This window comes from Achromobacter sp. 18P8.1.1, assembly GCF_057799415.1.
In genome coordinates this window covers 20,789-34,687 of sequence record NZ_JBYOKH010000029.1, presented here as the reverse complement: position 1 = coordinate 34,687, position 13,899 = coordinate 20,789, and the positions used below count along the sequence as shown (strand labels likewise).

Genomic DNA, 13,899 nt, shown 5'->3' with positions numbered 1-13,899 from the left:
CCCCCCGGCACTTTCCCGGACACACCCAGGACTCGGATTCGAAGCATGGATACCCAAATGCCCTTCGACACCTCCCGCCCGCCCCGCGCGGCCACCCCAGGGGCCAACGCCTACAACCCGACCTATGACCCCCTGGTGTCGCCGCCCGGCCGGGGGCAGGACTACGCGCCTACGTACTGGGTCGCCAGCGCCGGCGAACCGCCGGAGGACGACGGCCCCATCCAGGGCGACGTCGACGCCGACATGGTGATCGTGGGGTCGGGCTTCACCGGCCTGTCGGCGGCGCTGACCTTGGCGCGCGACTTCGGCGTGCGCGCCCTGGTGCTGGAAGCCAACCGCGTCGTGTGGGGCTGCACCAGCCGCAACGGCGGTCAGGGGCAGAACGCGTCGGGGCGTCTGTACCGGTCGCAGTGGATTGCGCGCTGGGGGCTGGATACCGCCCGCCGCCTGGACGCGGAGATTCGCGAAGGCTTCGAATACTGGAAGAGCCTGGTCACGCAGGTGGATTGCGATGCGCAGCCGGGCGGGCATCTATACACGGCGCACCGCCAGAAGAAGATGGGCTTTCTGCAGAACGAGGCCCGCGTGATGCGCGAGGTGTTCGGTTACGACGCGAAGATGCTCAGCAAGGCGGAACTGCGCGAGCGTTATGTCGACGACCACGAAGCGGTCGGCGCCATGCACGAGCCCGACGGCGTGGGCGTGCACCCGCTGAAGTTGGCATACGGCTATCTGCGTCAGGCGCGGGCCCTGGGCGTGCGCGTGCACCCGTCAAGTCCGGTGCTGGGCTGGCGTGTGGAAAACGGCGTGATCCTGCTGGAGACCCCGGGCGGCGTGGTGCGGGCGCGCCGCGTGGCGTTCGCGACCGGTGGCTATACCGCCCAGGGCGTGAACCCGTTGCTGGACAACCGCATCATGCCGGTGCTGTCGAATTCGCTGGTCACGCGTGTGCTGTCGCCCGCCGAACGCGAGGCGGCGGGATTGAAAAGCACCGTGTTCATCACCGATACGCGCACCTTGCGCTTCTACTACCGCCTGCTGCCGGACGGCCGCATGCAGATCGGCAGCCGTAGCGCCTTGCGCGGCGCCGATGCGCAGCACCCCAGGCATCTGGCGCTGCTGCGCGAAGGACTGGCGCGCAAGTTTCCGTCGCTGCGGGGCGTGGACGTGGCCTATTCCTGGTGGGGCTGGGTGGACGTCAGCCACGACATGATGCCGCGCGTGACCCAGCCGGATGCCGCGCTGCCGGTGTACTACGCGTTCGGGTACGGCGGCAACGGCGTGGCGTTCTCGGCGCACGCGGGTAAGCGCCTGGCCGAACGAATGATGGGCAAGGACGGGCTCGCCTGGGATCTGCCCATCTACGATTCGCCGTTGCCGGGGCACTTGTTCGCACCGTTCCGGCGGATCGGGCAGGGCTTGCTGTACCGCTGGTACCACCTGCGGGACGAACACCTGTAGCCGGGCATTGCAGCCCAGACCAGGAGGCAGGCCCCGAAGTCAGCCTCTACGCCGCCGCCCGCATGCGGTAGCGGCGCACTACCTGCGCCAGCTTTTCGATGCCCGGCCCGATATGTTCGGGCCGGATCGACGTGAAGCCCACGCGCAGGTAGTTGCGGGGCGCCTCCGTGCCGTTCATGAAGAACACGTTGCCGGGTTCGACGACGACGCCTTCGGCCAGCGCGGCCTCGGACAATTCGGCGGCGTCCAGCCAGGGCGGCCCGGCCAGCCAGCAGGACGAAGAACCTGTGATGGGGATCGCCTTGAAGTCGGGCAGGTGCCGGGCCAGCGCCTGGGCAAGCTCGGCGCCGCGCTTCTGGTAGGCCTGCGATTGTTTGCGCAGCAGCGAATGGTGATGGCCCAGCGAAATGAACAGCGAGAAGGCGCGCTGGATATAGGCGGATGGGTGGCGCAGCATCAGCCGGCGCAACGCCCGCAGTTCGCGCGTCAGTTCGCGCGGCGCGACGATGTAGCCAATGCGCAGGCCCGGCGCGAACGACTTGGCCAGGCTGCCGACGTAAATGACGCGGCCGTCGCGGTCCAGGCTTTTCAGTGCCGGAATGGCGCCTTCGCCCCAGCGGCTTTCGCTTTCGAAGTCGTCCTCGATGATCATGCTGTCGGCCTGGCGCGCCAGCGCCAGCAGGTTTTCCCGGCGCTCCATCGCCAGCGTGACCGTGGTGGGACATTGATGGCCGGGCGTGACGAAGACGTAGTCGCAGCCCAAGAGGTGCGTGCCCGTGCACAGGCCGCGTTCGTCCACCGGCAGCGGCAGCAGGTTGCGCGTGTGGCTGGCGAAGATGTTGCGGGCGTCGGGGTAACCGGGGTCTTCCATGCCGACCACGGTGTCGTCGTTGACCAGCAGATCAGCCAGCAGGTAGAGGGCGTGTTGCGCGCCCACGGTGATGACGATTTCCTCGGCGTCGGCCCAGACGCCCCGGCGGGGCAGCACCTGGGTGCGGATCTGTTCGATCAGCGTCGGGTCATCGTGCGTGATGAGGTCGGGCGCCCAGCTGCGGATATCCAGCACGGACAGGGCCTTGATGCAGCACTCGCGCCACTCGGCGGTGGGAAAGAGGTCGGGGTCGAACTGGCCGTACACGAAGGGGTAGGGCTGCTTCTGCCAGTCTTGCGGCTTGGTGATATTGCGTTGCCGCGACGGGCGGAAGCGCAGCCGTTCGTCCCAACGCACGCGCTGCGGGTCCGGCACGGTATCCGGCGGCGCCGCGTGCGCGGCATCCGCGGCCGAACCGGAATGCCCTTGCATGACGGAATCGCAGACGAAGTGGCCGCTGCGTTCGCGCGACACCAGATACCCTTCGCTGACCAGTTGCTGGTAGGCGAACACGACCGTATTGCGGGCGATGTGCAGTTGATCGGCCAGTTGCCGGCTGGAGGGCACTGGCATGCCGGGCGGCAGATGGCCGCTGAGGATGGCCGACACCAGCATTTGGCGCACCCGGCCCTGCAGGCTGAGGTTGGGTGCGCTTTCCCTTTCGAACAGGCGTTCCCACAACACAGGCTTGAGCATCGAGGCCTGGCTGGACATGACGGCTCCTTGTGACGGCGATGCGGACCCCGCCGCACGCTGCGGGCGGGGTCCGGATCTGTGCCTCAGGATAGAGGAGCGGCCAGGGGGAAGAAATGGGGGATTGCCCTGTTGGAAAACGTCCTAGATGCGTCCCTTCCAGGGGATGGCGAATTTCTCCAGGTAGCGCACCAGCAGGTCGAAGGCAAAGGCGAACACGCCGATCACGATGATGCCCATGATGACGGTGTCGCTGGCCAGGAACTGGGCGGCGTTCAATACCATGAAGCCCAGGCCCCGGTCGGCGGCCACCATTTCGGCTGCGACCAGCGTGGTCCATCCCACCCCGATGCCGATGCGCATGCCCGTGAAGATTTCGGGCATGGCTGCCTTCAGGATCACGTGCCAGACGATCTGCATCCGCGTGCCGCCCATCGCGTAGGCGGCATGGATCTGCTCGATAGAGACCGAGCGCACGCCGGCCCGCGCGGCGATCGCCATGGGTGCGAAGATGGCCAGGTAGATCAGCAGGATCTTCGGGAATTCGCCGATGCCGAACCAGATGATGATCAGCGGCAGGTAGGCCAGCGGCGGCAGCGGGCGGTAGAACTCGATGGGCGGGTCGAAGATGCCGCGCGCATAGCGGTTCACGCCCATCAGGATGCCCACGGGAATCGCCGTCAGGCAGGCCAGGAAGAACGCGCTGAAGACGCGCGTCAGGCTGGCCAGGGCATGCTCGGCCAGGGTGGAATTGGCAACACCGTCCGTCATGGCCGAGACGAACTTGTCGTAGACCGCAATGGGGGACGGCAGGAACAGCGGCCGCACCCAGCCTGCACTGGTCACCAGGAACCACAGGGCGATCAATGCCAGGCTGGTCAACAGGCTGATGTGCCCGCTGTAGCCCGCGCCCGGGGCGCCGTAGACCATCCCGGGCGTCGCGGGCTTGTGCCCCGACCGGTTCCTAGACATGGACGGCTTCGGGCGAGGCGGCGGCGCGCTCGTCGCCGTAGATGATGCCAAGGACTTCTTCGCGCATGGCGATGAAGTCGGGACTGGATTTGATGCCACGTCCATCGCGAGTCTCCAGGTAGCGCCGGTTGAAGTCCGGCGTGAAGGTGTGCGTGATGCGGCCCGGGCGGGGCGACATGACGATCAGCCGCGAACCCAGGAAGAGCGCCTCTTCCACGCTGTGGGTGATGAAGAAGAACATCTTGCTGGTCTGGCGCCAGATATCCAGCAGCAGTTCCTGGATGGTTTCGCGCGTCAGGGCGTCCAGCGCCGCCATCGGCTCGTCCATCAGCAGCATGGCGGGGTCGCAGGTCAGCGCGCGCGCGATGCCCACGCGTTGCTGCATGCCGCCCGACAGCTGATAGATCATGTGGCGATGGAAGTCCTGCAGCCCCACCAGTTCCAGGTTACGGCGGGCCCGGGCGCGTCGCGTTGCCTTGTCCACGCCCTGCAGCTTCAGGCCGAATTCCGTGTTCTCCAGTACGTTCAGCCAGGGCAGCAGGGCGTGCTTCTGGAAGACGACGCCGCGGTCGGCGCCCGGCCCCACGATGGGGCGGCCCCCCAGCGTGATTTCCCCCTCGGTAGGTGACAGGAACCCGGCCAGCAGGCTGAGCAAGGTGGTCTTGCCGCAGCCCGAGGCGCCCAGCGCGACGACGAATTCGCCCGGCTGGATGGTCAGGTTGACGTTTTGCAGCGCAACCACCGGCCCGCTGTCGTGCAGGCCGGGATAGGTGACGCTGACTTGTTCCGCGCAGAGCCGCTGCGCGGTGGAGGTGGACGGCATGGTCATGCGGGCTCCCCTTGTAGCGCGCCGGGCCGTTTATTTGGCCGCGGCCTTCGCGTATTGGTCCGTGACGTGCGGGCTGTAGTCGGTCAAAGCGCGGTCGATCTGCTTCTGGTCCTTCAGAAAGGTGGCGCTGGCCGCGAAGGCCCGCGCCGCACCTGACTCCTTGCCGCCGCCCAGCCATTCGTTCGAGGCCTGTTCCTGCGCGGTGGGGAACACCAACAGGCCCAGCGCTTCAACCACGTCGTCGGGCTTGCCGCCGATCAGGCGCACGATGCCCTTGACCTGCGGGGACTCGGCCGTCCACTTGGCGCCGTTGGCGCGGTAGTCGGCGTAGGACTTGGCCAGCACGCCGGTGAAGGCGGCCATGAACTTGGGGTTCTTGGCGGCCCAGGCGCGGTCGACCACGATGCCGTCGAAGGTGGGCACGCTGGCCGCCCCGATCTGCTGGGAATCGGCGATGATCTTGCCGCTCTTGGCGATTTCCGTCAGCGCGGGCGGCCAGACATAGGCGGCGTCGATGTCGCCGCGCTGCCAGGCGGCCACGATCTGCGGCGGCTGCATGTTCAGGATGCGCACGTCGCGCGGCGAAATCTTCCACACCTGCTCCAGCCCGACCAGCAGGTGGAAGTGGGAGGTCGATACGAAGGGGGTGGCGACGCGCTTGCCCTTCAGGTCGGCGGTGCTGTTGATGCCGGAGCCGTTGCGCGCGACCAGCGCTTCGGACTTGCCGATGTTGTCCAGGACCCAGAACAGCTGCATGTCCACGCCCCGGGTGGCGGCCGAGGTGATGCCGGTGGACCCCAGGACGCCGACCGGAACATTGCCGGAGGCTAGCGCCGTGGAGATGTCACCGCCGGACGTGAACTGCCGCCAGTCGACCTGGTAGCCGGCTTCCTTCAATGCGGAATCGAAACTGCCGTCCGCGATGGCGGACAGGAACGGGCCCACGATCAGCTGATATCCGACCACCAGCTTGGTCTGGGCATAAGCGGGTGCGGCCAGCAGCGCGGCGGCCAGGCCGGCAAGGGTGCAGCGGCGGATGTGGCGGAATATCGCGTTCATGGTGGTCTCCGGGAGGGATCGGCCGCGCCCCGGCGCGGCCGGCTTGCTGGATGTCAGTTTGCCCGGATGGGACCAGAACGCTAGGGCCAGATGCCTGGATCAGTAGGAGCCAAAAGCCGGGAGCCCAAAGCGGCGGGGCCCGCCTGCCGCGCCGGCGCTGCCATGTCTGGCATCGTCGTCGCAGCGGGCGGGCCCGCGATATGCCCCAAAAGAGGGGGGCGTGTCCTGCTATCGGATGAGGCTCAGGAATTCGGCCCGGGTCGACGGGTTGTCGTGGAATTCGCCCAGCATCACGGACGTGACCATGGACGAGTTCTGCTTTTCCACGCCGCGCATCATCATGCACATGTGCTGGGCTTCGATGACGACGCCCACGCCGGCCGCGCCGGTGACGGTCTGGACGGCCTCGGCGATCTGGCGGCTGAGATTTTCCTGGATCTGCAGGCGGCGGGCATACATCTCGACGATGCGGGCGACCTTGGACAAGCCCAGGACGCGGCCGGCCGGCAGGTAGGCCACGTGCGCCTTGCCGATGAAGGGCAGCATGTGATGCTCGCACAGCGAGTACAGCTCGATGTTCTTGACCAGCACGATTTCGCGGGTGTCGGAGGTGAACAGCGCGCCGTTGACGATTTCGTCCAGGTTCTGGCTGTAGCCGCGGCACAGGTGGCGCATGGCCTTGGCCGCGCGGGCGGGCGTATCGGCCAGCCCTTCGCGGGACGGGTCTTCCCCTAGTGCTTCGAGAATGGCGGTGTAGTTCTTTTCCAATGACATGGGGGGACTCCTGGGGCAGCGCGCTCGTCGTGGCGTTGTGTCGTGTGGCGTCGGGACGCCGGAATGCAGGCAAGTCTACCGCAGCCGGGGCGGCGGGTCAGGCGCCCGGGTCGAACTTCGGGGCGTCAGACGCCTCGGTTCTCCACGGCGTACTTGATCAGTTCGGCCTGCCCGTCGATGCCCAGCTTGCGCTTGATGTTCAGCCGGTGGGTCTCGACCGTGCGCACGGACAGGCCCAGCGCCAGGGCGATCTGCTTGTTCGCCTGGCCGTCGGCGATGTGGCGCAGCACGTCGCGTTCGCGCTGCGTCAGCAGGGTGGCGGGGGCGCTGGCCTGCGACAGGCGCACGGCGGCGGCCGCGCTGAAATAGCTGCGGCCCGCGACGACGGCGCCGATGGCGGTGACGATTTCTTCCGCGGGCTCGTCCTTCAGCAGATAGCCCCGGGCGCCGGCCTTCACCGCCTGCACCATGTACTCGGGGTTGTCGTGCATGGACAGCACCAGCACTGCGATCTGCGGATAGCGCTCGTGCAGCAGGGCCGTCAGCTCCAGTCCGCCCACGCCCGGCATGTTCAGGTCCATCAGCACCAGATGGGGCAGGGTGTCGCCCTGGGGGTCTTGCGCCAGGCACGCGGCCAGGAAGGCCAGCGCCGCCTGCGCATTGCCGGCTTCGCCCACCACGCGCAGGCGCGGCACGGTTTCCAGGCGCAGGCGCAGGCCGTCGCGCACCAGGGGGTGGTCGTCGACCAGCAGGAGTCGGATGGCGTCGGGGGTGTCGGTCATGCTTGGGTCGTCGCGGTAGGGGCAGCCGCGCCCGGCAGGGGCAGCCAGGCCTGCAAGGTGGTGCCTTGGGCGGTGGAATGGAAGCTCAGGTTACCGGATAGCGCGCTCATGCGTTCCCGCATGTTGCGCAGGCCGATGCCGCGCCGGGGGTCTTGCTGGACCGCGGCGAAGTCAAAGCCGCGGCCGTCGTCTGAAATCGTCAGGCGCAGGTCGTGCGCGCTGTAGGCCAGCGTCATGTCGGCGCGGGTGGCGCCCGCATGGCGCATCACGTTGGTCAGGGCTTCCTGGGTGACGCGGAACAGCGCCGTGGCGTAGGCGTCGGGCAGCTTGACCGGGCGCCCGGTGGTGCGCAGGCGCACGGCCAAGGGCGGCGCCCCGTCCGTGCTGGGAATGGCGAATTCCCGTCCCAGGTGTTCCAGCGCGGCGGGCAGGCCCAGGTCGTCCAACAGCGTGGGGCGCAGGTTGTGCGAGATGCGGCGCACTTCGCCCACGGCGCTGTTCAGGCGGTCCAGTGCGCCGCCCAGCGGGCGGTCGATGTGGGCCAGCGCCTGCGGTTGTTCCGGCAACGATTGCCGCAGCCGTTCCCGCGCGGCTTCCAACGACAGCTTGATGGACACCAGCACCTGGCTGATGCCGTCGTGCAGTTCGCGCGACAGCCGGGCGCGTTCGTCTTCCTGCGAGCGCACCAGTTGCTGGGCCATCAGCCGCAGCTTGGCGTCGGATTGCCGGTGATCGCTGATGTTCAGCGCCAGGCCGCAAGCCGCCACCCCCAGGATGGAAACGGCCGCAATGCCCGCCACCCAGGCGAACATGCTGCGGATGTTGGCCTGCGCGGCGGCGTCGATGCGCACCAGGGCCTGTTCCACGTCGTCCAGGTAGATGCCGGTGCCCAGCATCCAGCCCCAGCGGTCCAGCACCACCACGTAGCCCAGCTTTTCCACGGTCTGGTGCGTGGAGGGCTTCTCCCACAGGTAGTGCACCACTTCGCCTTGCTGGCCGCCGCGGCGGGCGGCCGTCAGCAGGTTCTGGATGACGGACTGGCCGCGCGTGTCGCGCAGGTTCCAGAGGTCTTGCCCCACCAGCTCGGGCTGGCGCGGGTGCATCAGGTTCTTGCCGTGCAGGTCGTAGACGAAGAAATAGCCGTCGTGGCCGAACTCCATTTGCGCCAGCAGTTCCAGCGCCCGTTGGCGCGAGGCCTCGTCGTCGCCCGCCGCCTGCAGCGGGGCGACGGCGCTGTAGGCCAGGCTGACGTAGTGGCGCAGTTCGCTTTCCTTGCTGGCCAGCCAGGCGCTTTCCACGACCTGCTTTTCGCGCTGGGCCAGCTGCAGGCCCTGCACGTAGACAGCCACGGTAATGGCGGCCACGGCCACCAGCAGGGGGACCGCGGCAAGCAGCAGGATTTTCAGGCGCAGCTTCATATTGTGGGGTTCAACCCGGATAGCGATTGGTGCGATGCATCACGGCCGGCTCCGCGGGGAAACGGCCCGTTTACCTACCGGATTTTACGATTCCCGGCGATTTATGCTGCGGCGCATTGCGTAGTAACACGTAGCTCGTTTGCGTAGTTTCGCGCTTGTTGCCAGGGGGGCAAAACGAAATACTAACGCCCGCGTCCCCAGGACGCAGTGCGGGCGCGTGCGCGTCCGCCACCCCACAACAATGAGTCTGCCTTCCGCGGGACGAAAAAAGCGTTTCACGCCACAAGCATGGCGGGAGGCAAGAGGAGCACTTATGCATACCAGCAGTAAGGGACTGGGTCAGCACCTGGTCTGGCTGGCGGTTGCGGTACTGGGCGCATTCGCGCTGGGCACCGTGGCGCTGGCCAGAGGGGAGACCATCAACGCGCTATGGGTGGTGATCGCCGCCGTATGCGTCTATTTGATCGCATACCGCTATTACAGCCGTTTCATCGCAAAGAACGTCTTCCAGCTGGACGCCTCGCGCATGACGCCGGCCTGGAAGCACAACGACGGCCTGGACTACGTGCCCACCAACAAGCACGTGCTGTTCGGCCACCACTTCGCCGCCATCGCCGGCGCCGGCCCCCTGGTGGGTCCGGTGCTGGCCGCGCAGATGGGTTATCTGCCGGGCATGCTGTGGATCCTGGCCGGCGTGGTGTTCGCCGGCGCCGTGCAGGACTTCACGATTCTCTTCATCTCGACCCGCCGCGACGGCCGTTCGCTGGGCGATCTGGTCAAGTCCGAGCTGGGCAAGATCCCCGGCGTGATCGCGCTGTTCGGCGCCTTCATGATCATGGTGATCATCCTGGCCGTGCTGGCGCTGATCGTGGTGAAGGCGCTGACGCATTCGCCTTGGGGCACCTTTACGGTTGCGGCCACCATCCCCATCGCGCTGTTCATGGGCGTGTACCTGCGCTACATCCGTCCGGGCAAGATCGGCGAAGTGTCCATCATCGGCTTTGTCGGCCTGATGGCCGCCATCACCTTTGGCCAGGACGTGGCCGCGCATCCGGTCCTGGGCCCGATGTTCGACTTCGATGGCAAGGGCCTGACCTGGATCCTGATCATCTACGGTTTCATCGCCGCCGTGCTGCCCGTGTGGCTGCTGCTGGCCCCGCGCGACTACCTGTCGACGTTCCTGAAGATCGGCACCATCCTCGGTCTGGCGATCGGCATCGTGGTCGTGGCGCCTGAACTGAAGATGCCCGCGCTGACGCAGTTCGTGGACGGTACCGGCCCGGTCTGGTCGGGCAACCTGTTCCCGTTCCTGTTCATCACCATCGCTTGCGGCGCCGTGTCGGGCTTCCATGCCCTGATCTCGTCGGGCACCACGCCCAAGCTGATCGAAAACGAAACCCAGGCCCGCTATATCGGTTACGGCGGCATGCTGATGGAATCGTTCGTGGCCATCATGGCATTGGTGGCGGCTTGCGTGATCGAGCCGGGTATCTACTACGCCATGAACAGCCCGGCGGCCGTCATCGGCACCACGCCGGACCAGGTGGCCCAGGTCGTGTCCAGCTGGGGCTTCGTGGTCACGCCGCAAGACCTGATCCAGACGGCCAAGGACGTCGGCGAAAGCACGATCATCTCGCGCGCGGGCGGCGCCCCGACGCTGGCCGTGGGCATGGCGCACATCCTGCACCAGGCCATCGGCGGCCCCGGCATGATGGCCTTCTGGTACCACTTCGCCATCCTGTTCGAAGCGCTGTTCATCCTGACCGCGGTTGACGCCGGCACGCGCGCCGGGCGCTTCATGCTGCAAGACCTGCTGGGCACCTTTGCCCCGTCGCTCAAGCGCACGGATTCGCTGCCCGCCAACCTGATCGCCACCGCCTTGTGCGTGGCGGCCTGGGGCTACTTCCTGTATCAGGGCGTGGTCGATCCGCTGGGCGGCATCAACACCTTGTGGCCGCTGTTCGGCATCGCCAACCAGATGCTGGCCGCGATTGCGCTGACGCTGGGCACCGTCGTGCTGTTCAAGATGAAGCGCGACCGCTACGCGTGGGTCACGATCCTGCCCACGCTGTGGCTGCTGGCTTGCACGCTGACGGCCGGCTGGCAGAAGCTGTTCGACGCCGACCCGCGCGTCAGCTTCCTGGCCCACGCCGCCAAGTACAACGCGGCCATCGCCGAAGGCAAGGTGCTGGCCCCGGCCAAGTCGCTGGGCGAGATGTCGCGCGTGGTGATGAACGACTACATCAACGCCGGCCTGTGCGCGATCTTCATGTTCGTGGTGGTCAGCATCGTGGTGTTCGGCTTGAAGTCGGTGCAGCGCGCCCGCGCCGAGAACAATCCGACCTCGCGCGAGACGCCGTACGAAACGCTGCCCGTCGCCGCGGGCGCCGACTGACCGCCAAGGAGGCGCCGCATGCTGTTTGGCAACATGAGTTCAGCCGCCGGCGCCGCCGGCCGTTACCTGGGGCAGACGCTCCGGTTGATGGTCGGCGTGCCGGACTACGAGACGTATGTGGAACACATGCGACGTACCCACCCTGACCAGGAGCCGATGACGTACGAGGCCTTCTTCCGCGAGCGCCAAGACGCGCGCTACGGCGGCAAGAAACGGATCGGCTGCTGCTGACGAAAGCCCCTTCGGGGGCTTTTTCTTTGGTTGTGGGATTGGGGCGTATGAGAGGACGTGGGATTGGGGGCGTACGAAAGGACGTGGGATTGGGGCGTACGCAAGGCGGGATTGGGTGTACGCACGGACGTGGAATTGGGGCGTAGGCAAGGACGTAGGATGGGTGGAGCGCGCCAATTCCGCCAACAGAACGCCGCCCTCGGCCGCGCGTAACCCATCAAGCAGCGATAGTTCCCTGGCCGAAGGGGAAAAGAACCCATCATGCAGCGATGATTCCATGGCTGCGTTGTCCAAGAATCCGCCGCTGCTTGATGGGTTACGCGCGTTCTGCAGTCGGGTTCTTCCTCAAGGATTCTCGCGCTTCACCCATCCTACGAGACCCGTCGCAGCTTTTCCGAATAGATCACCAGCGGTACCGCGCACAGCGCGCACACGGCCATCACGATGAAGCCGCCCGGTGCATAGCTGCGGTACAGCGCGCCGCCCAGCTGGATGCTGCCGAACATGAACACGCCGCCCGACAGCAGCGCGTAGAGCGCGATCGCCGAGGTCTTGCAGGCGGCGGGGACGTGGCGGGTGATGTACCACATGATCGCGGCGTTGTTGCCGGCCAGCGTGAAGCACTGCAGCAGTTGCAGTGCAGCGATCAGCGCCGGGTCGGTGGTGGCGGACAGGCCTGCCCAGCGGATCGCCGTCATGACGGCCGACATCAGGATCAGCCATTGTGCCCCGGTCCGGGCCAGCACCTTGGGCGCCAGGAAGAAGAACAGCACTTCGCTGCTGACGCCCACGACCCACAGCAGCGAAATCAGTGCGGTCGTCAGGCCGTTGGCGGTCCAATACAGCGTGGAATAGGAATACAGGAAGCCGTTGCTGGCCTGGACCAGCGACGCCGCCGCGATGCACATCAGCAGCGGCCGGTCGCGCAGCACCGCCAGCATGGGCAGGCGCACGCGTTCGACGGGGGCGTCGTCGGCGGCAGGGCGCGCGGCCTGTGGCAGCAGCCGCACGCAAGCCAGGCAGGCCACGATCAGCAGGATCGACAGCCACATCACCCAGTCGGCGTCGAAGGTCTTGATCAGGTAGCCCCCGATGACGGTGACTGCCGCAAAGCCCAGCGATCCGCAGGCCCGCATGATGGTGTAGGCGTTTCCTTGCTTTCTGCCGCTGGCGATCGCCATGCGGTCCATCAGCGGCAGCACGGCCGGAAAGACGGCGTTCAGCAGCAGCGTGATGGCCAGCATCCAGCCTGCCGTTTGCGCAAACGGATAGCAGATGAACAGCACGAGCGACGCCGCCAGCGCCGAGGCGATCAGCGCGTGCGCGCGGCCGCTCTGGTCGGCCAGATGGGCAACGACCGGCGTGGACAAGATCTTGGGCAGGAAGGAGGTGGCGACGATCAGCCCGATGACGGCGGGATCCACGCCGCGGCTGGCGAACCACAAGGGCAGGAAAGGGATGCTGACGCCCTGCAGGCCGTAATACAGGAAGTAGAACCCGTGCAACGCGATGGCGCCTTGTCTGGCGTCGGGATTGCCGCGCATAGCGATGGTGTGAATCTGGCTGAGACGAAGGCGCGTAGCATACTCCTTCCCGCGGCGGGCGCTACCAGGGCAGCGGGGCCTTTTCACCGTTGGCGTGTTCGCCGTAATAGATCGACGGCAGGAAGCGCGACAGGTAGGTGAATTCGGTATAGCAATGCCGCAGCAGGCTCAGGCCCAGCGCATCGGGCACGTCGTGTTCGGGTTGCGCGCTGGACTTGCCCAGGTAGAAGCGGCTGCGCAACACGCAGCCGAACGGCGTGTCGCGCACCAGATGGATCATGTCGCCGTCCAGCGGATCACCGTCGGCGTCCAGCGTGATGTGTTCGCCGAATCCGATGCGTGCGTAGACCGCGGCCGACACGTCCTGGCGTTCGCGGGCCGCCTGCAGCCGCAGCGGATCGAAGCATTCGCGCGGGTCGTGGAATTTCAGCTTCGCGGCCACGGGCGGGATGTCGGCCAGGGATTCCACGGCGTGGATCGATGCGCCGATATAGCTTTCGCCGCGCCGCCATTGGGCGTCCCACCCGCGATGCTCGACATGGTCCTGCGGGTGCCACCATTTGATGTGCTGGGTGGTTTCGAAAAACGTGAACCACCAGTCCAGCATGCGGCCCTTGCAGCCGTGCAGGTCGGTGCGCGCGGCCACCACCAGTCCGCCGCCGGGCAACCGGGTGATGCCCGTTTCCAGGCGCAAGGGGGAGGGGTCCAGCAGGGTGTCGATGTCTGCCAGGATGTGGGAATCGTCGGGGTGCGGGGTGGCCATGGAGAGGCTCCGAGTTGGGGAGCATCTATTCTATAATAGAGAAACGTTAAACGTTTCCTAAATAAACGGACGTGTAAGATCGCATCCGGAACACTCAGGAGGACGGC

General features: G+C 66.7%; 12 protein-coding genes. 3 read left to right on the top strand and 9 right to left on the bottom strand.

Going from position 1 to position 13,899, the window contains the following annotated elements:
- Nucleotides 1-45: 45 nt before the first annotated feature.
- Nucleotides 46-1,461 (top strand): NAD(P)/FAD-dependent oxidoreductase, encoded by a 1,416-nt coding sequence (locus AC27VE_RS18715; RefSeq protein WP_488704667.1) that lies wholly within the window; start codon nt 46-48, stop codon nt 1,459-1,461.
- Nucleotides 1,462-1,507: 46 nt separating this feature from the next.
- Here AC27VE_RS18715 and pdxR read toward each other — a convergent pair whose 3' ends face one another.
- The 7 genes from pdxR to AC27VE_RS18680 form a co-directional block, all read right to left on the bottom strand.
- On the bottom strand, nt 1,508-3,046 hold the full coding sequence (pdxR, locus tag AC27VE_RS18710; protein WP_280027387.1) for a MocR-like pyridoxine biosynthesis transcription factor PdxR: 1,539 nt from the start codon (nt 3,044-3,046) through the stop codon (nt 1,508-1,510).
- A gap of 123 nt (nt 3,047-3,169) precedes the next feature.
- On the bottom strand, nt 3,170-3,997 hold the full coding sequence (locus AC27VE_RS18705) for an ABC transporter permease subunit (protein ID WP_035212592.1): 828 nt from the start codon (nt 3,995-3,997) through the stop codon (nt 3,170-3,172).
- Nucleotides 3,990-4,826 carry a taurine ABC transporter ATP-binding protein gene (locus AC27VE_RS18700; protein ID WP_006223344.1) on the bottom strand — a complete coding sequence of 279 codons (837 nt, stop codon included), beginning with the start codon at nt 4,824-4,826 and terminating at the stop codon, nt 3,990-3,992. The genes AC27VE_RS18705 and AC27VE_RS18700 overlap by 8 nt, the downstream gene beginning before the upstream one ends.
- Nucleotides 4,827-4,856: 30 nt before the next feature.
- Nucleotides 4,857-5,885: a taurine ABC transporter substrate-binding protein gene (gene tauA, locus AC27VE_RS18695; RefSeq protein WP_088588276.1), complete on the bottom strand. Its 1,029-nt coding sequence runs from the start codon at nt 5,883-5,885 to the stop codon at nt 4,857-4,859.
- Between the two features lie 228 nt (nt 5,886-6,113).
- Nucleotides 6,114-6,659: a GTP cyclohydrolase I FolE gene (folE, locus tag AC27VE_RS18690; RefSeq protein WP_006223342.1), complete on the bottom strand. Its 546-nt coding sequence runs from the start codon at nt 6,657-6,659 to the stop codon at nt 6,114-6,116.
- Between the two features lie 125 nt (nt 6,660-6,784).
- Complete coding sequence (locus AC27VE_RS18685) at nt 6,785-7,441, bottom strand: response regulator (protein WP_315130930.1); 657 nt, start codon at nt 7,439-7,441, stop codon at nt 6,785-6,787.
- Complete coding sequence (locus AC27VE_RS18680) at nt 7,438-8,859, bottom strand: cache domain-containing protein (protein ID WP_006223340.1); 1,422 nt, start codon at nt 8,857-8,859, stop codon at nt 7,438-7,440. The genes AC27VE_RS18685 and AC27VE_RS18680 overlap by 4 nt, the downstream gene beginning before the upstream one ends.
- Nucleotides 8,860-9,172: 313 nt before the next feature.
- Here AC27VE_RS18680 and AC27VE_RS18675 point away from each other — a divergent pair, with 313 nt between their 5' ends.
- Both AC27VE_RS18675 and AC27VE_RS18670 read left to right on the top strand, forming a co-directional pair.
- The gene (locus AC27VE_RS18675; protein WP_488704666.1) at nt 9,173-11,254 is read left to right on the top strand and encodes a carbon starvation CstA family protein; all 2,082 of its coding nucleotides are present in this window, start codon (nt 9,173-9,175) and stop codon (nt 11,252-11,254) included.
- Nucleotides 11,255-11,272: 18 nt separating this feature from the next.
- Nucleotides 11,273-11,485 carry a YbdD/YjiX family protein gene (locus AC27VE_RS18670; RefSeq protein WP_085946884.1) on the top strand — a complete coding sequence of 71 codons (213 nt, stop codon included), beginning with the start codon at nt 11,273-11,275 and terminating at the stop codon, nt 11,483-11,485.
- Nucleotides 11,486-11,856: 371 nt separating this feature from the next.
- On the opposite strand, the gene AC27VE_RS18665 is transcribed toward AC27VE_RS18670, so the two are convergent.
- Both AC27VE_RS18665 and AC27VE_RS18660 read right to left on the bottom strand, forming a co-directional pair.
- Nucleotides 11,857-13,029 (bottom strand): MFS transporter, encoded by a 1,173-nt coding sequence (locus AC27VE_RS18665; protein WP_488704665.1) that lies wholly within the window; start codon nt 13,027-13,029, stop codon nt 11,857-11,859.
- 61 nt (nt 13,030-13,090) lie between these two features.
- Nucleotides 13,091-13,792, bottom strand: coding sequence for a DAPG hydrolase family protein (locus AC27VE_RS18660; protein WP_488704664.1), 702 nt, complete (start codon nt 13,790-13,792; stop codon nt 13,091-13,093).
- Between the last annotated feature and the right edge of the window lie 107 nt (nt 13,793-13,899).

What these genes read in the sequence shown, in the direction of transcription:
- AC27VE_RS18715 (WP_488704667.1), top strand. Translation starts at nt 46, where the DNA reads ATGGATACCCAAATGCCCTTCGACACCTCCCGCCCGCCCCGCGCGGCC.
- pdxR (WP_280027387.1), bottom strand. Translation starts at nt 3,046, where the DNA reads ATGTCCAGCCAGGCCTCGATGCTCAAGCCTGTGTTGTGGGAACGCCTG.
- AC27VE_RS18705 (WP_035212592.1), bottom strand. Translation starts at nt 3,997, where the DNA reads ATGTCTAGGAACCGGTCGGGGCACAAGCCCGCGACGCCCGGGATGGTC.
- AC27VE_RS18700 (WP_006223344.1), bottom strand. Translation starts at nt 4,826, where the DNA reads ATGACCATGCCGTCCACCTCCACCGCGCAGCGGCTCTGCGCGGAACAA.
- tauA (WP_088588276.1), bottom strand. Translation starts at nt 5,885, where the DNA reads ATGAACGCGATATTCCGCCACATCCGCCGCTGCACCCTTGCCGGCCTG.
- folE (WP_006223342.1), bottom strand. Translation starts at nt 6,659, where the DNA reads ATGTCATTGGAAAAGAACTACACCGCCATTCTCGAAGCACTAGGGGAA.
- AC27VE_RS18685 (WP_315130930.1), bottom strand. Translation starts at nt 7,441, where the DNA reads ATGACCGACACCCCCGACGCCATCCGACTCCTGCTGGTCGACGACCAC.
- AC27VE_RS18680 (WP_006223340.1), bottom strand. Translation starts at nt 8,859, where the DNA reads ATGAAGCTGCGCCTGAAAATCCTGCTGCTTGCCGCGGTCCCCCTGCTG.
- AC27VE_RS18675 (WP_488704666.1), top strand. Translation starts at nt 9,173, where the DNA reads ATGCATACCAGCAGTAAGGGACTGGGTCAGCACCTGGTCTGGCTGGCG.
- AC27VE_RS18670 (WP_085946884.1), top strand. Translation starts at nt 11,273, where the DNA reads ATGCTGTTTGGCAACATGAGTTCAGCCGCCGGCGCCGCCGGCCGTTAC.
- AC27VE_RS18665 (WP_488704665.1), bottom strand. Translation starts at nt 13,029, where the DNA reads ATGCGCGGCAATCCCGACGCCAGACAAGGCGCCATCGCGTTGCACGGG.
- AC27VE_RS18660 (WP_488704664.1), bottom strand. Translation starts at nt 13,792, where the DNA reads ATGGCCACCCCGCACCCCGACGATTCCCACATCCTGGCAGACATCGAC.